The 21,300-nt window shown below is 38.2% G+C and carries 22 protein-coding genes and 2 pseudogenes; 8 read left to right on the forward strand and 16 right to left on the reverse strand.

Annotation, left to right across the window (positions count from 1 at the left end):
• Nucleotides 1–267: 267 nt before the first annotated feature.
• Nucleotides 268–1,569, forward strand: a complete 1,302-nt coding sequence (locus tag HWQ37_RS34415) for a site-specific integrase (RefSeq protein WP_292755896.1) — start codon at nucleotides 268–270, stop codon at nucleotides 1,567–1,569.
• A 59-nt stretch (nucleotides 1,570–1,628) separates the two neighbouring features.
• On the opposite strand, the gene HWQ37_RS34420 is transcribed toward HWQ37_RS34415, so the two are convergent.
• From HWQ37_RS34420 to HWQ37_RS34480, 13 genes and pseudogenes are all read right to left on the reverse strand, one after another.
• Nucleotides 1,629–1,769 (reverse strand): hypothetical protein, encoded by a 141-nt coding sequence (locus tag HWQ37_RS34420; RefSeq protein WP_292755857.1) that lies wholly within the window; start codon nucleotides 1,767–1,769, stop codon nucleotides 1,629–1,631.
• Nucleotides 1,770–1,791: 22 nt separating this feature from the next.
• Nucleotides 1,792–2,745: a polyphosphate kinase 2 gene (gene ppk2 / locus HWQ37_RS34425; RefSeq protein WP_292755859.1), complete on the reverse strand. Its 954-nt coding sequence runs from the start codon at nucleotides 2,743–2,745 to the stop codon at nucleotides 1,792–1,794.
• A gap of 125 nt (nucleotides 2,746–2,870) precedes the next feature.
• Complete coding sequence (locus HWQ37_RS34430; RefSeq protein ID WP_292755861.1) at nucleotides 2,871–3,077, reverse strand: hypothetical protein; 207 nt, start codon at nucleotides 3,075–3,077, stop codon at nucleotides 2,871–2,873.
• A 97-nt stretch (nucleotides 3,078–3,174) separates the two neighbouring features.
• Nucleotides 3,175–3,603: a hypothetical protein gene (locus HWQ37_RS34435; RefSeq protein ID WP_292755863.1), complete on the reverse strand. Its 429-nt coding sequence runs from the start codon at nucleotides 3,601–3,603 to the stop codon at nucleotides 3,175–3,177.
• A gap of 2 nt (nucleotides 3,604–3,605) precedes the next feature.
• Nucleotides 3,606–4,310 carry a hypothetical protein gene (locus tag HWQ37_RS34440; protein WP_292755865.1) on the reverse strand — a complete coding sequence of 235 codons (705 nt, stop codon included), beginning with the start codon at nucleotides 4,308–4,310 and terminating at the stop codon, nucleotides 3,606–3,608.
• 114 nt (nucleotides 4,311–4,424) lie between these two features.
• The gene (locus tag HWQ37_RS34445) at nucleotides 4,425–5,303 is read right to left on the reverse strand and encodes an ATP-binding cassette domain-containing protein (RefSeq protein WP_292755867.1); all 879 of its coding nucleotides are present in this window, start codon (nucleotides 5,301–5,303) and stop codon (nucleotides 4,425–4,427) included.
• A 269-nt stretch (nucleotides 5,304–5,572) separates the two neighbouring features.
• Nucleotides 5,573–5,779, reverse strand: a pseudogene (locus tag HWQ37_RS34450) (slipin family protein); the annotation flags it as partial.
• Between the two features lie 287 nt (nucleotides 5,780–6,066).
• Nucleotides 6,067–6,645: a hypothetical protein gene (locus tag HWQ37_RS34455; RefSeq protein WP_292755869.1), complete on the reverse strand. Its 579-nt coding sequence runs from the start codon at nucleotides 6,643–6,645 to the stop codon at nucleotides 6,067–6,069.
• 110 nt (nucleotides 6,646–6,755) lie between these two features.
• The gene (locus HWQ37_RS34460; protein ID WP_292755871.1) at nucleotides 6,756–7,805 is read right to left on the reverse strand and encodes a DUF2891 domain-containing protein; all 1,050 of its coding nucleotides are present in this window, start codon (nucleotides 7,803–7,805) and stop codon (nucleotides 6,756–6,758) included.
• Nucleotides 7,806–7,877: 72 nt separating this feature from the next.
• The gene (locus HWQ37_RS34465) at nucleotides 7,878–9,344 is read right to left on the reverse strand and encodes a hypothetical protein (RefSeq protein ID WP_292755873.1); all 1,467 of its coding nucleotides are present in this window, start codon (nucleotides 9,342–9,344) and stop codon (nucleotides 7,878–7,880) included.
• 175 nt (nucleotides 9,345–9,519) lie between these two features.
• The gene (locus tag HWQ37_RS34470; protein ID WP_292755875.1) at nucleotides 9,520–9,741 is read right to left on the reverse strand and encodes a hypothetical protein; all 222 of its coding nucleotides are present in this window, start codon (nucleotides 9,739–9,741) and stop codon (nucleotides 9,520–9,522) included.
• A gap of 445 nt (nucleotides 9,742–10,186) precedes the next feature.
• Nucleotides 10,187–11,170: a hypothetical protein gene (locus HWQ37_RS34475; RefSeq protein WP_292755877.1), complete on the reverse strand. Its 984-nt coding sequence runs from the start codon at nucleotides 11,168–11,170 to the stop codon at nucleotides 10,187–10,189.
• The gene (locus tag HWQ37_RS34480; RefSeq protein ID WP_292755879.1) at nucleotides 11,154–12,431 is read right to left on the reverse strand and encodes a hypothetical protein; all 1,278 of its coding nucleotides are present in this window, start codon (nucleotides 12,429–12,431) and stop codon (nucleotides 11,154–11,156) included. The genes HWQ37_RS34475 and HWQ37_RS34480 overlap by 17 nt, the downstream gene beginning before the upstream one ends.
• A gap of 494 nt (nucleotides 12,432–12,925) precedes the next feature.
• Here HWQ37_RS34480 and HWQ37_RS34485 point away from each other — a divergent pair, with 494 nt between their 5' ends.
• Nucleotides 12,926–13,351, forward strand: a complete 426-nt coding sequence (locus tag HWQ37_RS34485; RefSeq protein WP_292755880.1) for a hypothetical protein — start codon at nucleotides 12,926–12,928, stop codon at nucleotides 13,349–13,351.
• Between the two features lie 136 nt (nucleotides 13,352–13,487).
• Here HWQ37_RS34485 and HWQ37_RS34490 read toward each other — a convergent pair whose 3' ends face one another.
• Nucleotides 13,488–14,372 carry a glycoside hydrolase family 75 protein gene (locus tag HWQ37_RS34490; RefSeq protein WP_292755882.1) on the reverse strand — a complete coding sequence of 295 codons (885 nt, stop codon included), beginning with the start codon at nucleotides 14,370–14,372 and terminating at the stop codon, nucleotides 13,488–13,490.
• 621 nt (nucleotides 14,373–14,993) lie between these two features.
• Between HWQ37_RS34490 and HWQ37_RS34495 the strand changes: the two genes are divergently transcribed.
• Both HWQ37_RS34495 and HWQ37_RS34500 read left to right on the forward strand, forming a co-directional pair.
• On the forward strand, nucleotides 14,994–17,201 hold the full coding sequence (locus tag HWQ37_RS34495) for a sensor histidine kinase (RefSeq protein ID WP_292755884.1): 2,208 nt from the start codon (nucleotides 14,994–14,996) through the stop codon (nucleotides 17,199–17,201).
• Nucleotides 17,202–17,431: 230 nt separating this feature from the next.
• Nucleotides 17,432–17,941, forward strand: coding sequence for a class I SAM-dependent methyltransferase (locus HWQ37_RS34500; RefSeq protein WP_292755886.1), 510 nt, complete (start codon nucleotides 17,432–17,434; stop codon nucleotides 17,939–17,941).
• A gap of 253 nt (nucleotides 17,942–18,194) precedes the next feature.
• Here HWQ37_RS34500 and HWQ37_RS34505 read toward each other — a convergent pair whose 3' ends face one another.
• Together HWQ37_RS34505 and HWQ37_RS34510 are read right to left on the reverse strand one after the other, a co-directional pair.
• Nucleotides 18,195–18,983 carry a dienelactone hydrolase family protein gene (locus HWQ37_RS34505; RefSeq protein ID WP_292755888.1) on the reverse strand — a complete coding sequence of 263 codons (789 nt, stop codon included), beginning with the start codon at nucleotides 18,981–18,983 and terminating at the stop codon, nucleotides 18,195–18,197.
• Between the two features lie 45 nt (nucleotides 18,984–19,028).
• The gene (locus HWQ37_RS34510) at nucleotides 19,029–19,733 is read right to left on the reverse strand and encodes a hypothetical protein (protein ID WP_292755890.1); all 705 of its coding nucleotides are present in this window, start codon (nucleotides 19,731–19,733) and stop codon (nucleotides 19,029–19,031) included.
• Nucleotides 19,734–19,891: 158 nt separating this feature from the next.
• Here HWQ37_RS34510 and HWQ37_RS34515 point away from each other — a divergent pair.
• From HWQ37_RS34515 to HWQ37_RS34530, 4 genes and pseudogenes are all read left to right on the forward strand, one after another.
• A pseudogene (locus HWQ37_RS34515) lies at nucleotides 19,892–19,978 on the forward strand (Uma2 family endonuclease); the annotation flags it as partial.
• The gene (locus tag HWQ37_RS34520) at nucleotides 19,968–20,123 is read left to right on the forward strand and encodes a hypothetical protein (protein ID WP_292755898.1); all 156 of its coding nucleotides are present in this window, start codon (nucleotides 19,968–19,970) and stop codon (nucleotides 20,121–20,123) included. The pseudogene HWQ37_RS34515 and the gene HWQ37_RS34520, both read left to right, overlap by 11 nt.
• Nucleotides 20,124–20,566: 443 nt before the next feature.
• The gene (locus HWQ37_RS34525; RefSeq protein ID WP_292755892.1) at nucleotides 20,567–20,881 is read left to right on the forward strand and encodes a hypothetical protein; all 315 of its coding nucleotides are present in this window, start codon (nucleotides 20,567–20,569) and stop codon (nucleotides 20,879–20,881) included.
• A complete protein-coding gene (locus HWQ37_RS34530) occupies nucleotides 20,878–21,291 on the forward strand; it encodes a type II toxin-antitoxin system VapC family toxin (protein WP_292755894.1) in 414 nt (137 codons plus the stop codon). Before HWQ37_RS34525 ends, HWQ37_RS34530 begins: the two co-directional genes overlap by 4 nt.
• Nucleotides 21,292–21,300 lie beyond the last annotated feature (9 nt).

The following is a 21,300-nucleotide window of genomic DNA, read 5'->3' on the forward strand; positions in this document are numbered from 1 at the left end:
GTCGCGTGCAAAGATGGCGAAGCCGTCATAACCGTGATAAGGGCCGGAGTAATCCTTTTTGTGGTTTAAATATTTTTAACAGCCTAATGTTTGCAGTAAGCAATGTCAGCAATAAACATTGTTTGTTGATAACACATTTATTTTTAGCCTAAATATAGGCTAAAAACAGTAATGCATAACCAGGTTCAGGACTCACGCATCATCTAAATGTTGTCCTAAGCCGATGTTTGTGTTTATCTCTGCAATCATAGCAACAAAGAGCGCATGATGAGAACGAAGGTACTATTAGAATTAGAGAAAGTTAATCTGCGTTTGAAGTCTGCAAAAGCAAAGGTAACAATTAGAGAATCGAATGGAAGTCTGCAATTACGGGCGACGTTACCAATTAAGCCGGGAGACAAGGATAGTAACGGTACTGGGAGAAAACAATACAATCTCAGTTTGAATATTCCGGCTAACTTGGATGGACTGAAGACGGCTGAGGAAGAAGCTTATGAATTAGGAAAGTTAATTGCTCGTAAAACTTTTGAATGGAATGATAAATATTTAGTAAATGAGGCAATTAAAAAAAATTTTAAAACCATCGGAGAATTACTTGAAAAATTTGAAGAAGAGTATTTTAAAACTCACAAACGCACAACTAAAAGCGAACATACTTTTTTTTATTACGTTTCCCGAACCAAGCGATTTACGAATCCTAAAGATTTAGTAACTGCGGAAAATCTGATAGATTCAATTGAACAAATTGATAAAGAATGGGCTAAGTATAATGCAGCTAGGGCGATCGCTGCATTTTGTGCGACATTCAATATCGAAATTGACTTATCTAAATACTCCAAAATGCCTGAGAGTAATTCTCGAAATATACCGACCGATGCGGAAATATCTGAGGGAATTATCAAGTTTGAAGATTACCAATATAACAGAGGTAATCAAGTTAATCAAAATGTTCAAGATAGCTGGCAACTTTGGCGCTGGACTTATGGAATGTTAGCAGTTTTTGGGTTACGTCCACGGGAACTTTTTATTAATCCCGATATTGATTGGTGGTTGAGTCAAGAAAATTTAGATTTGACATGGAAAGTTGATAAAGATTGTAAAACGGGAGAGAGACAAGCATTACCATTATATCGGCAATGGGTTGAGGAGTTTGATTTGAGAAATCCTAAATATTTGGAGATGTTGAGAAGTGCGATCGCTAAAAAAGATAACACAAATCATGCAGACATAACGGCGTTAACACAGCGAGTAAGTTGGTGGTTTCGCAAGATAGGATTAGATTTTAAGCCTTATGATTTACGCCATGCTTGGGCAATTCGGGCGCATATTTTGGGAATACCAATTAAAGCGGCGGCGGATAATTTGGGACATAGTGTGCAAGTTCATACCCAAACTTATCAACGTTGGTTTTCGCTAGATATGCGGAAGTTGGCAATTAATCAGGCGCTGAGTAAGAGGAATGAAGTTGAGTTGATTAGAGAGGAAAATGCAAAGTTGAGGATGGAGAATGATAAGTTGAGATTGGAAGTTGAGAAGTTGAAAATGGAAATGGTTTATAAACAAAGTTAAATTTTCTGATAAATCATATCAGTTTTATATAATTTGCTATGATTTATGGATAAAAATCATCAGAATAAACCCATTGAGATATTTATAATTAACCAGGAAGGAATAGAAAGAGGTACAAGCTTGGGAAAAAGATCGGCTTCTTGGGTAGTGATTCCCAAAACAGCCGAAACTTTTTCTAGAGTAAAGTCGCTGTACGCCATAGTTTTGACTTAGGAATGTTCCCTAATACACTTGAGGGACAAAAAACTGCTCATTGCGGGGGGCGCGAACATAATCTTCAGCCACAGGTCTAGAGGGAAGCTCTAAGGGAGGAGGTGTCATATCTTCGTAAGGAACTTTGCTCAACAAATGATGAATGCAGTTGAGCCTCGCACGTTTTTTATCATCTGCTTCAATGGTAAACCAAGGGGCTTCTGGAATATTCGTGTAAGCAAACATGGTATCTTTTGCTTTAGAATATTCTACCCAGCGATCGCGTGATTCCAAATCCATTGGGCTGAGTTTCCACCGCCTTGCAGGATCGTGACTGCGAGAAAGAAAGCGTTTTTCTTGTTCTTCATCGCTGACGGAGAACCAGTACTTGATTAAAACAATGCCCGATCGCACCAGCATTCGTTCAAATTCTGGGCAAGATTGCATGAATTCTTGATATTCTGCTTCGGTACAAAAACCCATCACCCGTTCAACTCCGGCTCGATTGTACCAACTGCGATCGAACAGGACTATTTCACCTGCGGTCGGCAGATGTTGCACATAACGCTGAAAATACCACTGAGTTTTCTCACGATCAGAGGGAGTTCCCAGAGCAACTACACGACAGCCACGAGGATTTAGTGGATCGGCAATGCGTTTAATTACTCCTCCTTTGCCGGCTGCATCGCGCCCTTCAAATATCACGACAACCCGATAGCCGACGTGTTTAATCCAGTATTGCATTTTGACTAGCTCAATCTGGAGTTGCTCTAGTTCAATTTCAAAAGTCTTTTTGGGAATTTTCTTAGTAAAAGCTTTTGTGCTACCATCAAAAATCCGTTTTGATTTTTTAGATTTTTTCTTGTCTTTTGCCTTTACTAGTTTTTCTACTAAGTCTGTAGCGGTTTGAACTAGATCATTATTTTGCTGGTTTTCAACTTCATCAATTGACATCGCAGTGACTCCATGCCATTGAATCGGCATAATTTAGATTTTATCTATCAAGTATATATTTTAATGCGCCAAAGATTAAGCTATTACAACACGCCGGAAATACCACTTATTGAGAATCGAAAATTTTACCTTCAATTATCACTTTGCTTAATTTCTTATTTCAAGTTGGTTGAATTTGAACCATCGCTACTTCGTGAGCTAATTACAAAACCTACTATCCCTACTCCAAAGATTACAACAGAAGTACCGACAATAGCTTGAGCAGTTTCTTTTCTAAGATGAGAGGACTGATCTACCATTACTACTCTAGGGATACCAGTATCAATACTTTGGAAGGAACTTGGAGCTTCAGTACGAGCCATCTTGATCGAGCCATAAAAGAACGTCAGGAAGCCGAACACAACAATGATTAGACTAATACCTTTAAATAAGCTTTTCATAGTTAAGAAACTCTCCGAACTAACTTTTAATACAACTATCCAGCAAGTATCTTGCAGATGAAGAAAGTTGCCAATCAAAAGAATTGACTGAATCTCGAAACATCAATGGGCGAGTAATGGCACATTCTTTCATAGAATTGTTAATTTGGGCAATAATTTTGAAATTACCTGGATAAACTCCTTGAAGCGGATTGTTAGGATCAATTATTACCTGAACAATACTTGGATTAGCATGAAAAATCATAGTTGCTAAAATATCACCCACTTTTTCAATCAATTCACCAACACCAGTGTACATGAGGCTATCTCCAAAATATGCAACTATTTTCCAAAAAATATCTATTGGCCCTGCAATTGCTGAACTAGAGCAGAGAAACACTAGAAAAACCAAAACCAATAGGCTGGAAGTAATAGATACAAGATAATTATATCTATAAGATTTCATCATTATTACCCTTGATTATTATTTCCAAAATCATTATTCATTGAATATTGAAACTTTAAAAATACATGGAAAGCTAGCATAGATGTACCTATTAAAGCAGCCATGCCAAAGTGAGATATATTTTGAATACTATTTATAGAAATAGGAACAGCGAAAGGGAAAAAAGATATTAAATAATTACCCTTTATTACTTGGTTTAAACCGCTATAAATAGCATAAAGTATCAAAGGTAATAGTAGAGCAATTACAGGAACTAAAGGTCTTTCAGAGTATGAAAACGAAGGCTTAAAGTCAAATGCAACAATAGTACCGCCACAAAGAATAACATAACTTATAAGACCAAAAATTTCTATAAATAAGGTAGTAGGATAAATCTTATGAAAAAAAGCAATTATTATTACCCAAAGACTACTTAGACCTCCTAACCATATTCCATACCCGATTACAAGAAAAACTCTACTCAGAGCAACTTCATAAGGCTGACAGGGAGTCAGCCGTAGCCAAAGTATTTGACTAACTGAAAAACTTTCCTCTAAAGGTTTAAGCAAACTGATAAAAATAGCAAAAACAAAAGGAATCCATGACCATTCAAAAAGTTCGAGTAGAAAACCATTCAAAGCAGTCTCTTTATCAAAGCTATATACAGAAAGCGGTATTGAGAGAAATGTAACACTAGTACCGTTCCATCCTATTGGAAATGTAGTTATCATAATACATAAGAGGCATATTATTAGTGATTTACGAAATTTAATCGCTCTTTTTAACCCTGGCTTTGTCAATTTAAAAACTCTTATCAAATTCATGGATTTACAGTTGTAAAATGGTTACTCTTCTCGAATTCCTTCAAGCCTAAATTTAGAAACTGATGATTCAGTAAATAGATGTCCCATTAAGTCAAAGCAGACATCTTTAGAGGTTAATAAATCAATAAAGTTTTTGCCAGAAAATATATCGATATCAGGTTCAGTTTGTACACTCAGTCTAAACTTTTCTAAACAGGTTTCAGATAACTTTCCTTCACTAAGTTGATAAATTTTGTCTGTCAACATTGCCACTTCATAGCGTCTATGTGAAATCCAGAGCATACCAATTTTTTGATGTTTTGATGCTTGCATAACAGCAGAAATTACAGTTTTTAAGCTATCAGCATCTAATCCTTCTGTTGCTTCATCTGCAATCAATAAAAGCGGGTTTTTACCTAAAGCAAGAAATGCCATTAATTTCATTCTTTGACCTTTAGATAAATCGCTAACATCTCTGTCATTGAAATCTGCTATATTCAGTTGATTCTGTAGATATTTTAGCTGACTTTTAAAATTTACAAGATTTGATTTTGTTGTTGAAAATAGCCATGTTTCTTGAAATAATTCAACTACTTCTTTGACAGAAATCCCTATGGGCAATCCTAGTTGACCTGGCTTATAAGCTGGATCTCCAATATAGCCTAATTGTGGGTAATGATGACCCCACTTAACTTTTTTACCGAAGAGATTTACTGTACCATTTTGTGGTGAGTATAAGCCAAGGAATAATTTAGCAATTGTAGATTTGCCAGAGCCATTATCTCCAATAATTCCTTTTTTTTCTCCAGGTTTTATACTAAAATTTACATTCTTCAGAAGTGAGTTGGAATTACCTGGATAATGAAACTCAACATTAATAAGTTCTAGTAGTACTTCTTCATTAATCTCCATTAATGACATGATAGACCTGTGGGTTAGTAATTTATGTTCTTGTTCTAGTATTCCCAAACAGTAATATTTTCTATCATCAGTAAGAATAAAAATAAAAACGTGAGTTATTTAGAGGATAATTCTGCACTCTGAATTTTAATTATTGGCTGATTGGCTTGACAAATCGCACCTCCATAAGCTAATACCTCTTTAAATGCAAACTCGTCTTTGAAGAAAGGTGTAATTTGTTGGAGCCAATTTGTTGGTTGAGAAGCCGTTACTTGTTTTTGAGCTTATCGCTACGGATTCATCCGAATCAAGTCTGTTAAAATACTATCCAAGCTGCCGTTAACTTGAATGCGATCGATTTTCTCGGCAATCCGCTCTAATACTTCGAGTTCTTTTAAACGCAATGCCACAGGGTTATCCTCCATGACTTTAGCAATGTTTAGCATACTGCGAGTAGCAGCAGTGTCTTCTCTACGTCTGACTACGTTGGCTTGAGCGACCAAAATATGTATATGTACCAGACTGCAAAATTTTCTTAAAGTCACTGCGATGATATAAGATACCGATTTCGTTAGGTTTGAGATAAAATGTTTGCCACATAGTAATTAGCATAAATAATTTGCGCGATCGCTTGTAGAGACGGCGATTTATCGCGTCTCTTGCCTTAACCGAAACATATTGCTAGTAGTCTGTCATACTACTGATAAAAGTAACTAAATAACTGGTGACTTTCATAAAAGAAATTGTTACCAGTTGATATATGCTCACAATTCATTCTTGTAACTCAGTCTGGGAAAGCTAGACCAGTCATCGGGTCACGGATATACAACCCTAAAGTGAGACTACGCATCGCTTCATCCCAAATAGGTATTAATTGTTCTGCTTGATCTGCCCAATAATCAAATGTAATCAAGCACTGAACATTTGACCCCAAACCAATGCAAGTCCGCGAAAAAGCTTCCCGTGGTTCTTCTTGAGTATCAATGAACTTTATCTCTGTCCAGACAATTCTGGCGGTTTGGCGCTTGATGGTAACTATTTCTCCCTTAGCAATGACGTTGCGACTGTCGTCTTCCATGATTTTTTTCAAGGTGGGTTTGAGCGGAAATTGGCTCCAGTCATTGGGGGGTAGGCGATTAAAAGATACTTCTAGGCAACAATCATCGTTGGGTGGTTTTTTATCCATGAACTTGAAAGATTTTTCTTGTGGTTCAAAAACCCAATCCTGGGGAACATTGAAGCGAACAGCGCCTCTATCTGCTACAAAAATTTTGTAGCCTGATGGAGATTCCCAACGATGATCGGGTTTTAGTTCAAGTGTTTCTTTTATCCACTGAAGATTGCTTTTTTTACGCTTTGCCATAGTGTTTTTACATTTTCTGCTCAAGAGGGTGTCACCGATAGCTTCACAGCCTGTCGTAGACATTGCCCTTTTTGTTAATGTTATCAAATTGCTAGTATTTTGAATAACTCTTATATAGGATTTTTATATTTACTTAATCCACGTGCGGTTAGAAGATAAACTACAAAGGTTCCCAACCAATGACTACTAGAATAATGGTCACTTGCAACATCTACCAATCCGCACTGGCGATGTAAAACACTAACGTAACGAAGGGTATCGAGTCGAGAATCGTTATTGGGTAATTGAGAGATTATTCCTTCCAGCATCCAAGCTCGACTGAGATTTAGACCCCGAAAATGAGATTGTAAATAGTCGTTGGGTTTAGTTATTTGTAGAGGTTGCAAGGAGTTTACCGCGTCTTCTGTGAGTAATTGGGGAAGAAAATCGGTAAGCCAATTTGCAAAATCTGTTGGTGAAAGAATGCGTCGCATTAAATCTGCTTCTGCAAGACAGGGAGAGACAAAATCATAACCCAATGGTTCAAAATGCAATGGATAATTGCGATCGCTCCGATAAAATTTTTGAGCTTTGTCTTCGATCAGATCGGCAAAGTCCTGATTCTTCCTACTCCGTGCCCAATCGAGTGCTAAACCAAGTGGAAATGCGGTTTGAGAGTGCGCTCCAGTGCGATCGGGAAGTTCGAGTTTTTCAAGCCAGCGATAAAAGTTGTTCGCAACTAAGGTTTCTAAGGGTTCTAAGGTAGCTAGCCATTTTTTCCCTTGAGGATCATTCCATTCATGTAATTCTGTTGCAAGTTGCAACAGCCATGAAAATCCATAGGGACACTCAAAGAAGGGACATCGATGAAAATGGTTAATCTCTCCTTGAATTTTCTCTGGAGTCAGGGTTTGGGTTAGTGCTTGTCTCGCTGTTGTCTGAAATTCAGCATCAGGAAAATAACGAGCTAGCCTTGCAAGTAACCAATGTCCATGTACGGCAGAATGCCAATCCAAACAACCATAAAATGCTGGCATTAATTCCCGTGGCGGCTTCATGTCTTCATCACTTTCAAGCCAGAAAATATTGTTGTGCGGATACTCTTGCTTGATGCAGTTCAGAACCAATTGAACAAACTGGGCTGCGATCGCTACGTCAATCTCTTTTGCTTCGAGTTGCATGGGTTCTCACCAGTAGTCTTACATTTACTTTGTTAGCATTATTACTTTTGTCGAAGTGACTGAACTTTTGGATCATTTTTTAGTTGGAATACTCTGACTGATTCTTTTAGATCTGCGCAGATTTTGTGGTTGCTCGCCTGAATCTTCCCTGCCTCGCTTCCGCTTCCGCTTGCTTGGTGTGGGATCATTTGTTGGTGGAATCTCCATCTCTTCGTCTTGATCTTCGTGTTGCGATAAAGACTCTGGCTGAATCTTTTGCACAGTCTTACTTGTTGCTTTTAAACTCGTCCATTCAAAAGGGTTTGTTTTTAGTTGAAGTTTTGGTTTCTCATTAGATACTTTTGGACTAAATTCTTCTAATGTTATTTCTAGTGCGTTTTTTCCGGGACTATCTTCAACATCCTTTAAGATATCCCATCCAATCCAGTCCTGATTTTTAGCATCTGGATCATACATATTGGTATGTCCATCTACTTGCTTTTCTAAGTATCCCCTAAAAGTTAACCATTTTTTGGTTTCAATAAAATTACGTAAATATCTATTACCAACAGCGTCTGGGATTTCTTGATCAATGGTTTGTGCTATTATAGAATTTTCTGCGGCATTTCTCCATTCTATCCATTCAGATGTCAAAGCGAAAGGTGCTCTTTTCCATTTACTTTCATCGCTGTTTAGAGTATCAAAATCGAGATCATTCTTTGCTCTTTTCAAAGCCTCACTTTGTTTTGCATTATGTAGCTCAAATAAAATTGCAGTACTTATGTCTTTCTGTGATTTAAATGTATTTTTAGTAATGTAAGGATTCACCGTTATTGTATGAGATATAGGGTTATAAGATGAATGTGCTGCATAACCATCACGTACTAACTTTATGGGGCGTTCAGATGTAACAATATTATGGATTTCTTCACGAAATGTGTTTGATTTTAAAAGTTCCCTGTAGTAGATTTTGAGAGTTCTATGTGAGTCATTTGTTACACCTTCTACATCTTGACTTTCTGCACCTTCACCTTCTACTCTCTGTATTACTTGGGTTCCTATATTAGACGTTACAAGGCTAGACTGTTGTATTGTCTGGAGAGACTCTATGGCACTGTCTCTTAATTGCTCCTGATGCGTTATGTTGATTGAACCTTGAATATCAGTTGCAACAGTCATACCATCTACATTCGGCTGAAGTTGAAGCATAGATTGAGGTTGCAGTTCTTGTGATGGCACGGATTTGGCTTGCACTGCACTACCATTCTGCTGTGCTATATTATCCGCTTCTTGCTTGTACTTATCCCCTGGCTGACGAATTGTCAGCTTTGCCTGAATTAATTGTGGTCGTTTCCTTTTTGGCTCTACCATTAAACCAGGGATTGCTAACAAGTTTGTCTTTCTTTGAAGTAGTTCATGAGTTTGTGGCACTTGTTGATCAAGACTTGGTGTTGATGTCGTCTGTTTTATTATCGGTGCAAAGGGTCTTGATGTTAACCGAGATGCTGTCGCACTTTCAGTATTTTTTGAAGCGCCTTTTTGAACTTTTTGGAATGTCATCTAATTCTTTACCTCACTAACCTAAAAGTAATTTAATTGTTAATTTTTGTTATTGCCACTTACATTAATAGTATCCTGATTTCAACCATATTTTATCATTTGCTCGACTATTAGGGGATGAAATGAGCAACCGATGCTGTTGGCGAAGTCAAAAGTAGACAGGAATTCCGTAACCTTAAGGCTTTACTCCAGTTTGAGCCGCTTCTACGTAGGCAGTATTAGCTGATGTCTGCAATAATTTTTCAATTGCGATCGCTCCCCATTGTGTTAAAGTTGCTCCTGGTTCAACAATAATCATATCAATACCAAAAGGCTTAAGTTCTAAACGCAGACAATCACTCAATCCTTTCACAACAGCAAATTTAGTTGAGTGATACCAACTACGTGACAATTGCAAACCGCAGATCCCCAACTTGTTTTAAAAATCGGGGATCTGAACAACGCGAATTTTCATAAACCATAGGAGTAAGTTCTTCTGTCATAAATTTTAACTTTATTGCCCCTGTTATTTAGATAGTTATTCATTTAATTAGTACAGTACGATATGTTCTCGCATAGCACAATGCATTATATGGATTTGTATTCATATAATGCAGATAACTTATCGTTTATAACCGATAAGTCTTAAACAGTCGAGTACATTGTCCTCACGATCGTCATCACTGGTTAATGCATACCCACGATCGGCATCAGAATAAACTTTCAAATCATACTTGTCAACTTAACGTTAAATCGGCGGTTAGAAACCGCTAGGTGGCGTTGTTGCTATTTACTTCTTCAATACTAAAATTAATCAACCACTTCAGCTTTGTCTCATCGCCATCTAGATATGCTCTGATAACTTATGCAACTTGAGAAACACGAGTTAAAGGCGTTACATAATCAAAAACATTTGCCATGATCCGAAGAGTTTCTCTTGTCCAAGCTCCTTCTACAACCACAATGCCCAGAAGCTTTTTATTTCTTCCCTTCCAATTAATTGCAGAAAACATTTTATCTTTAGCATATAGTGAAGCATGGCGTGAAGAACTTTTTCTCACTTCAATAAAAGCAAGGGGATTTTGAGCATCTGGTATTACAAAGTCAGCACGAAAATCATAAATAACTCCTCTAAGGCTTTTGTATTCTGATTCACGTGTAAAAGGCACTTGTAAATCAGATAATGCATCAGCAACTATATTTTCTAGTAAGACTTTTCCTACCAAATCTCGCACTATTCCTTCTAAAGTAGGTTCAACAGATTGTAAAAGTCTCTCTTTTGAGAAAGGGCGAATTTTTAAGTTGCGGTTAATACGATCTGATATTTTATTGGCAACAACTTTGGATATCCTTTTGTCAGAAACATTGCCAACTTCCCGCTTTAGTTCTGATTTGCTTCTCAGTCCAGCTAGCTGTTGAAATAACGGTAGTAATCCTGGATTAGCTGACAGATACTCTGGCTGTAAAAATTTTAGATCGTCAGTCTCCTTAAATAAATTATCTACCAAAGAGTTAGCGAAAAAACGCATTCTTTCATAAACTCCTGCTGTAATTGCTAATTCAGTGTCAAAAGTTACTGCTAACATACGTTCAGCCTCATGTTTAATTTCTTCTGAGGTTGAAGTATCTGGATTTAACTGTAATGAAAGCCCATGTATCACAACTACACGACTGTTACGAGAAGTCAAATCAAGATTTTGAATATTTGAAAATCCATTAGACTGTTTGCTAAGACTGAGATAAACTTCAATATAGTCTTTCATAGCATCAGATGCTATCTTGTAAAGAGTAGTAGATTCTGTAGCATCAATCTCGCTATTTTGAGAAAATTCAAGGTCTTCTTCCATAGATCCAATACTCTCCTATTGGCGTACCTGCACCTTCACGTTTTGACTGAATCCAACGACTTCCTCTATTTCTCAAAAGCTTTATTTCCATTTTTTCAAAACCTATTTCTTGAAGCAATGACATAGTAAGTTGACCTGTGGGAATATGTATTCCATAAAGGTAAGCATCACCAACAATCACATGAATTTCAGCGTTAGATTTGAGTAGTCTAAAACATTCCATAAACACTTTTCTAATCTCGGCAAAGTATGGAAAAACAAGAGAATAATAATCCTTTTTCCCTGCTCTATGACTTCTCCGATTTTTTAGTTCATTAATAATTGGTCTGACAGATTCTATAAACTCATTGCTTAATTTTTTTGCATAAAGTTCATGATTCTTTTTGATTTCAATTGGAATAGTCGTTGTGTTTGGTATCAGTACACTTCTTACCCTATTTGTAATTTCTCGCCAAGATGAAGCATATCCCCAAAAATATAACTCCATTCGGCTCATTTCTGCATAATCAAAATTATTCAGATATGGTGGAGAAGTAATACATAAAGATGCTATAGAAGAAGGACTTTGACATAAATTATGAGCAGATCCTTTAATAATCTCATAATTTATATTCTGGTTTTTTGTGATTAATTTGAAGTCTGCAATTATTTGTGACTCAATCCGCAACAAAGCATCTGGGAAGGAATTTGATTTTTTCTTGGTTGTAGGTGCTTTGTAAATACCATCAGTTTGAGATTTACTAGTTAGTTCAAGAATAACAGAGACTACCAATCTATAAAAAAGTTTGTTATCTGGAGTAATTTCTGATTCTTTTAATCTTGCATTCACAAGAAATCTAAGTTCAGTTTCTGGAATTAGTTTGTTTAGGAAAGTTAAAGCATCAACTGAATAGATATCTGCTAATTCTCCTTTATAAGGATCAAGTTGATGTAAAGTAGAAAAAACTTCATTAGGGTTAATAGCGCCAAGTGCAGCTTGACACTTTGCTATTGCAAGATCGGCAAAGTAAGGATTGGCTTCACAAGCAATGCAACTGAAACCATCAAGTAAACTCTGGATTGGTGTAGTTCCTAAACCACCAAAAGGATCTAAAATTGTATCTCCTAAAGATAAGCCAGCTTCTCGGATACAGGCTGAAACGAACTCAGGTGAATATCCAGCTATAAAATTTACCCACCTGTGAATAGGATGACGTGAGCTTGTAAGATTTGTTGGTGCAAGAGCCGGATGTATAGAATCAGTAAAAAGAGAAAGCTGCATTAGATAGTTTTAATTTTTAGAATTTAGGTCTATTTATTATCTGGCAAATAGCTTTGACAGCGTAACATAATTTATTGAGTTTCAATGATAACTATAACCGATCGCTGCATCGGGAAAATAGATAAAGTCGAATTTAGTAAGCAAAATGGCATTTGACTTACTCAAAAGCAACTTTTGCTTTCTCATTTTGGTGTTTTCCGCAAGTAAAATAAGCTTTTACTTACTCAAAAGCAGCTTTTGCTTTCTCATTTTGGTGTTTTCCGCAAGTCAACTAAGCTTTTACTTACTCATTTTGGTGTTTTCCGCAAGCAAAAGCAGCTTTTACTTTCTCAAACCCCAGTTTGCTTTCTCATTTCAGTATTTCGCGCATTTATGACAAATATCGCACTTGTAGCAAAACCATTGCAGATTTGCCGGAATTCTCTCAGGCTGAACTATACGTAAACCTTTTAAGGTAAAGAATATTAACCGTACTTTATTAGAAGGTGTAGATTGTGGCTCGGAGAAAAAGAACCTCTCTAGTGTTAGAAAAAGCAGTGCGTCGTGCAGCTAGTATAAACTCAATTGCTCCAAATATAGATTTAGGCAATGGACTCAGCTTACCTGCCTTCTCAACCCTGATCGAAACGATGCGAACTAGAGAAAATGCATATAATACTGCCCTTTCCAGCATAGATAAATTATATCGTGAGATGCTGGAAACAGAAGACGAGTTAGGAGATATGACAGAACACATGCTAATGGCTGTGGGAACTCGATATGGCAAAAGCAGTGTAGAGTACGGTATGGCGGGAGGAGTTCCCAAGAACCAGCGCCGTAAGGGACTGCGAGGTGAGTTGCCAACTCCGAGTACTGAGCAACCGTCATTCATTGCCAGTGTAGAAGGCACAAATGGCAAGAAAGCAGCAGTGACAAGTTAGGATATGCTATTTTACTCAAAATTTGGTCTAGTCCAAATTATTGCTTAGACGCATACTTCTACGAATCTCTCCGAAAAAAAAGACGTAGCACTGCTACGTCTCTACTGCAATAAAATTTCTAGATGCGATCGCACTTTTATATAGACTTTATTCGTTCTACGCCACCCCATATTTCAAAGAAACGTTTAGTTTCAACTTCTATCTCTGAAATTGTTCTAGGCTGTCCATTCCCAGAACCTGGAAAAACAATATAAACGATGTCCTTGGGAATTCCTCGCTTGACTCTTGATTGTACTAATGGATCGTTTCCAACAGCTTGAGATAGAGCTATTGAACCTTCTCCAATCTGCTTTTTAGGCCCGACATCAGCATAAATTGCAAAAGCAAGTTTTTCATTACTAGTGTTGTAAACAACTGCAAAATCTCCTAATTTAACGCCTGTAGCTTTTCTAAAATCACTACTTCCCGGAAGTACAATATACGGAATCTTTGTTGAATCAACATATCGGCGTGGATCTTGTTTGACAAATCCAGAGTCGAATAATGCAGTTGTAGAAATATAGTATCCTGGATATGGATCGGTACTGCCTTGAATAAATGGATTGCCGTTTTTATCTACAACTAGCGCCCACCAATTATCTGAATATCCAGCATTTGCCAAAAAATCAATTCCTGTATCTGCGGGATGATAAGCATTGGGCGCACCATCAGCATTAATGCTCATACCTGCTTCATAGAAAAATGCAGATTCTCCATCTGGCTGGAAAATAGGAATTTCACCAATTTTAAGAACAGTCTTGATAGAAAACTTTGTGACTGGACTCAATAATTTCTGAGCTACAAAACCTTCTAAAGTTTTTCCTTCAAGAATGGTTACAACTTTCCACCACTTATCATTATCGGAATTTTTAATTTTAGATACAATGCATCCTTTTGGAAGAACTGCTATTTGATTAGCTTCGTCAACAATCGGGGCTGACCGCATGTTCAAACTATCTGATATTACTTGAAAACGCTGCATAAATTACTCCAAATTTAAAAGTTGAACTGATGAAACTACGTTAAAAAACTAAATTTTGTGCTGATTTTATTCGTATCACCCCTTATAAAGGGGGGAAATGAGATTTCCGGTTCCCTCCCCTTCACGACTTCGGTGTACACACAAGTCAAATTACCCCCCTCAATCCCCCCTTGCAAAGCTACGGTCGGTCGAATTACCCCCCTTAATCCCCCCTTGCAAAGGGGGGAAACTAGAAATACAGTTCCCTCCCCTTTGCAAGGGGAGGGTTAGGGAGGGGTAAAACTTACGCTTAAACTCAGATGAGTGAACTGTTTCAGACTTGTGTATACACCGTAGCCTTGCAAAGGGGGGAAGCCGGAAATCTAGTTCCCTCCCTAATACATACGGGGAGGGTTAGGGTAGGGTAAAACCTGTGTAAATTTCACTTACTAAACTGCTGGATTTAGATCCCTGACTTCTTGCACAAGTTAAGGATCTGGGCAGCAATTTTTGCTTAAGAAAGTACCATTCCACCCTACAGTCGCCTTTAGTTTGACAAAAAAATTTCAACAAAGGTGAGTATGCGAACATCTTGGGAACTATAGAAGCAAATCAAATTAGCACAACTTTCAGCTTCCAGTAATGAAGACTCACTATCTCAGCAAAGCTAAGGCGTTCCCATTACAGATTGTTCTTATTGTTCCCTTTGTGATTCAAATTTTTGCAGCAGTCAGTTTAGTAGGTTATTTGTCCTTTAAAAATGGACAAAGAGCGGTTAACGACTTAGCAGAACAGGTGATAGATCGTACCAGTGATGTCGTGGATGAACACCTCAAGTCTTATCTTTCCATTCCGCAAACCCTTAATCGAATCAACGCAGATGCTATTCATCGGGGAATTTTAGATGTACGCGTAGGCGGAGCCAGCCGTAGGCATCGCAAAACCCTTGGCAAGTATTTCTGGGATCAGATGCAAACGTATGATCTATCTTATATAGGTATCGGACTAACGACGGGTGAAGGGATAGGAGCGGCTCGTTATGATGGCAAAACCATTACTATTGATGATTGGACTGCCAAGCCTCCCAATAATAATTCCACTTATGCCACAGATAATCAAGGTAATCGAACTCAGGTCAATGCTCAGTGGAGTTGGAACAATTTCAGTGAACCTTGGTATACTCAACCCATCGCCGCAGGTAAACCTATTTGGGCAAAGATTATAACTGCAAATTTTCCAACGGGGCCTTACATCAGCGCCTCTGCTAGTCGTCCAATTTATGATTCGCAAAATCGCTTACTAGGAATGATTGCAACGGATATTCACCTGTTGAAACTCAGCAATTTTTTACGCAGTTTGGATATTAGTAAGTCTGGGCAGGTATTTCTTCTGGAACGAGATGGCACATTAATCGCTAGTTCTGGTACAGAGAAGCCTTTTGTCCTCGTCAATCAGGATATCCGGCGATTGCGGGCGATCGACAGTTCCGATCCAGTAATACAGAACATTGCCAGACATCTCCAAACTAAAGGGTTCGAGTCTATCACCAAAGACACAGATTTTAAGTTGGAGTTAAAAGGAAAACGGCATTTTGTCCATGTTATACCTTGGCGTGACGAGTATGGTTTGGATTGGCTGCTGGTGCTAAGTGTTCCAGAAAAGACATTCATGGCGCAAATTAACGCCAACACCCAAACCACGATCGCACTTTGTTTTGGTGCATTAATCCTTGCCTGTGCGATCGGCGTGTTTACCTCCCATTGGGTTGTACGCCCGATTCTGCATCTGAATTTGGCAAGCGAGGCTATGGCATCCGGCAATTTAAGTCAGACAGTAAAAATTAGTGGCATTCGAGAACTTGATACCTTGTCCAACTCTTTTAATTACATGGCAGGACAACTCCATGAATCCTTTACGGCCTTAGAGAAAAGCAAGGAAGAACTAGAAGACCGAGTAGAAGAACGTACTATTGAACTTAAAAATACATTAGAGGAATTGCGGCGCACTCAATCTCAAGTTATTCAAAGTGAAAAAATGTCTAGTTTGGGACAACTAGTTGCTGGAGTTGCACACGAAATTAATAATCCAGTTAACTTTATTCATGGCAACCTCGATCATATTCAAGAATATACCAAGGATTTATTAGCATTTGTGCAATTGTATCAGCAGCACAATCCTAATCCTGCTTCAGAAATTGAAATTGCTGCCGAAGATATAGATTTAGAGTTTTTGCAGGAGGACTTACCAAAATTATTATCTTCTATGAAAGTGGGTACTGAGCGTATTCGCCAAATTGTACTGTCGCTGCGAAATTTCTCTCGCATCGATGAAGCGGAATTTAAAAGCGTCGATATTCATGAAGGTATCGACAGTACTTTGATGATTTTGCAGCACCGCCTCAAAGCTAAACCAGAACAACCGGAAATTGAGGTAATTAAAGACTACGGCACTGTACCCCCAATAGAATGCTATGCCGGACAACTTAATCAGGTATTTATGAATATTTTAGTCAATGCGATTGATGCGTTAGAAGAAAATAATATTAAGCGTACCTATCAGGAAATTGAGAACAATCCTAGTAGAATTAAGATTCGCACATCGGTAGTTAATTCAATGTGGTTAGAAATAGCGATCGCTGATAATGGAATCGGTATTTCTCAAGAATTTCAGCAACGAATATTCGATCCTTTTTTCACCACCAAACCCATTGGCAAAGGAACCGGAATGGGTATGTCTATCAGTTACCAAATCGTCACAGAAAAACATGGCGGTAAACTGGAGTGTTTCTCAACTTCTGGAAAAGGAACCGAATTTATCATTCAAATTCCTCTGCGGCTAAGGAATGGTTGAACTATGAATTATGGCTGGGGCTGTGATGGGGGGACAGAAAGATATGGAGAATTTTAGATTATCAAAAATTGTTCGACTAAAAAATATGATTGGAGAATGTGTTTATTGTGAAGTTATTTCGTTGGTAATATAATATACAAAATTTGGGCGATAACAGATTATACAGTTGAACGGAGAGTTAAAATCAGTAGTTCTGCTTGTTAAAAAATCTATGCAAATACATCAGGTGATTGAAACCTACGATCGCGCAGCAGTGGATTATGGAGCGTTACTGGCACATTGAGCGCCAACCCCTAATTGCTTCTTTGCAGCTAAAACCAGGACAAATCGTACTAGATGCTGCGGTAGGAACAGGTCTTAATCTTTCAGCCTATCCTGAAGGTGTAAGTGTTGTCGGTGTCGATCTTTCTCATAAGATGATGGATGAAGCACGTAAAAAGCGCGTAGCCGCAGACATCACCTTCAAGGTATCGGATATGTGCAATCTTGATTTTCCTGATAATAGTTTTGATGCAGCAGCATCAGGATTTACCCTCTGTGTTATTAACGATCCAGTCCGCGCCCTTGCAGAGATCCTGCGAGTTACTAAACCTGGTGCATTGATCGCTATTCTTGATTACTGCAAATCGCAAGATCCAGAGATTCAGAAATGGCAAGAATTAATATCTGATAGTAGTTCACAGCTAGGTTTCCCGACTGGTAAAAGCAAGTGCGATCGCACCAGGGCTATTTCGTTCTAGACATAAACCGCCCAGAACTAAAGTTCCGGGCTAATATCCTAACTCCACTAAAGTGGACTCAAAGCCTTTATTAGTCGTCTTTAGACGACTTTTGCTATTAGCCTCAGAATTTATTCTGAGGCGGGCTAGATGAGAATGAAATAGCCTGTATTGAAATGACAGTCCTGATGTTTAGCTTTTGAGCGATCGCATGTTTGAAATTGTGGTGCGTTGCATTTGGCTACAACACAACCACTGTCTAAGTCATCTAGCTTTACAAGTTGTTTTGAAACAGTTCTAGAACATGCTTCCAAGCATCAGGAGCAGCTTCGGGATTGTACATTGGATTCTGGGTTAGAAATGGGTATTGGTCTTTAAAAAATCCCGCAAAAAATCCGTGTCCTGCATCGTATCGAAATACACGATAATTTATGTGATGTTTCTTTAATTCTGACTCAATTTGCTCGTTTTCTTCCTGAGAAACCAATGCATCTCTTGTCCCAAAAAATGCATAGATAGTACCTTTAATTTCTGAAGTGCGATTAATGGTTGGAGTGTCTTCACCATAACTAGAAGTGGTAATTCCGCCACCGTAAAACGAAGCTGTGGCTTTGATATCGGGTAAAGTTGCAGCCATATAAGCAACATGACCGCCAAAACAGAAACCAATGACACCGATGGCGTTATCTTTGACATTGGGTAAAGTTTTTAGATAAGCGATCGCAGCTTGAATATCGCTGAATATTTCGTGATATTTTACTTGTTGATAGTATTCCAACCCAAGCCGATAGGCTTCTGGACTATAGCCGACATCTTCTGGGCTAAAGTCAGCCGCAAAACCAGGAGCAGTACGTTGATACATCGCTGGTGCGATCGCTATATATCCTTGTTTAGCAATTAGTTCGGTGATATCCCTAATATTACTATTGATACCAAAAATTTCGGGAAAAACGATCACCGCGCCAAAGGTTCCCTTTTGTGCAGGTTGAGCTAAATAAGCATCGATTTCTAAGTAATTGTTAGGAACTTTGACATAGCAAGTGTTAATTTCGATGTTTGTCATTTTTGTTTCAACTTAATTTATAGCCTGACTTTTGATGTCATAAGGTTAGACTTGACGTGTGAGTAACAGTTCAGCATACGCCGTCGCTGTATCCTTCATAGTTTGGTACTCTTCTCTAATTTTCTTGTACTGATTATCAACAGCTAAACCGTCATCTGGAAGCAAATTCGGGTCATATACTGCAACTTTTCTGCCAATCAACACTTCTCTAATAAAACCAACGTATACTTGCTGTAATTCTTCAGCTTTATCCAGCAACTTTTCCACTTGAAATAATGCTCTTTCGTAAATTTTCTGTTGACTTGCATAAAATTCTGACGAGCCTACTAACTCAAGCAATTCGTTGATTTTGTGCCACTGCTTTCTTAAATTTAAAATCTCTGGCTCGACAAATTGAATATGTTCCTTCATCAGGAAGGCTAGTTCTTGGGCTGCTCTGAGGTTTATTCTGCCTTGAGTATCTGTTTTCTTTGAACCTGGAATACGGATGGATTGAAGATTATGCCAGGAATAAATGTATTCAATGCCTTCCTGTGTCAGCTTGGGAAAAATGACCCGGATTTTCCGATTCTCATTAATCTCAAAAAAAACACCTAACTTACCTAAAGGTAAATTTGGATAACGAGTATCTGCTCCATCAACTTCCACCACCAAGTTACTTCTGATTTGCTTGATCTTTTGATTGGGATAAAAGACAAACCAATATCCGCCAAGGATTATTAAAAGGATTATAGCAATGGTTATGATCATAAGAGCTAGTTTTGCGCCTGATAAAATTTCTATTGAAACATTCCATTTTGTATACCAGTCCATCCACAATCTGTAACATTAACTGTTGTGGCAACTGATTGATCCATCTGTAGAATAACAAATAAAAGCACTACTTACCCCTGTTAAGGAAACCTTAAATGGTACAGATTCCTGCTAAACCCTTGACTCTAGAAGAATTCCTGAAGCTGCCAAAGACGGAACCGGAACCTGCAAGTGAATATATTAGACTTATCCGAAAATGCAGAATGCTTACTATACAATGATTTTAGCGATTTTAACGAAGTGCGATCGCAAGCGCTTAGTGGACGCAAAAATAAGGCTTTGGGGGAATTACTTGAGCTAAATTATCAGTTAGCAAAGGAAAGATAGAAAGAATAAAAATTTATTTTTACCAGACAAGCTCAAGTATTAACAGATAAAAACCATGAGCAATTAAGTCGCAATCTAACAAGTCCACATACTGCCATTATTACCTGATTATAGCGATGGCGAGATCAACGAAATTTCTCACTCGCTACTCGGAATATTTTCACTCGACATATCATGTGTTCAACACCAATTCTCCGGGAAGATAATTGTTTATTCTGTTCTTTTTGTAGTTAGCATCTTTCTAAGTCTAGAACAGCTTTACATCGTGCTGCAAGGGTTCGCTGTTCGCCTAGTTGATTGTCGAGTCAGGGCGATCGCGAATAGCCCGTCGCAGACATCGCTAAAACAGTCTACTTCTTATCCATCTCACAGATAATCTTTAAAAGGCGATCGCAGTTCAACTTAATAGTACAATTTAAAGTATTTGCTTGAGGATATCAGCAATGACGGCGAAAGAGCAACTTCTTCGAGAAATTGAGCAAGCACCAGAGGAACTGATTGAAGCAATTTTGAACCTTTTGAAGTCTGTAAAGGCGCAACCTAGCTTTCAAGGTTCTAATCAAGATAGTATTCAGGAAGCAGATAGCACCCAAGTAATTGCTTCTCCTCAAGAAGCAGATAACTCCTTACAAAATCTCTTCAACGAGTTCGAGCAATTTGCTCAGAGTATTCCTTCTGAAGAACTGGTTAACTTGCACACAGATAGCGCAGAGCAACACGACCAGTATCTCTACGGAACTCCTAAAACATCGGCATGAATCCTGTTTTCGTAGACACATTTTACTGGATAGCGCTTGCTAATCCACGAGATGCATGGCACGTCCGCACTCAAGAGATACAGAAATCGCTGATGCAAACAAAACTGATTACAACAGATGAGGTGCTGACTGAGTTTGTGAATTATTTCTCAACTGCTGGTAGATACACCCGAAGCGGAATATTTCAACTAGCACAAAGCATTCTGCAAAATGATCAGGTTCAAGTTATTCCACAAACACGCGAATCCTTTTTAGCTGGTCTAGCTCTCTATTCTCAACGCTTCGATAAAGGCTATAGCTTGACAGATTGCATTTCTATGCACACTATGCGCCAACTGGAGATCGTGGAGGTACTGACACACGATAAACACTTCACCCAAGAAGGCTTTGCGATCTTGTTGTCTGATTGAGTGTCGCAA

This window comes from Nostoc sp. NMS4, from assembly GCF_017115095.1.
GTDB lineage: Bacteria > Cyanobacteriota > Cyanobacteriia > Cyanobacteriales > Nostocaceae > Nostoc.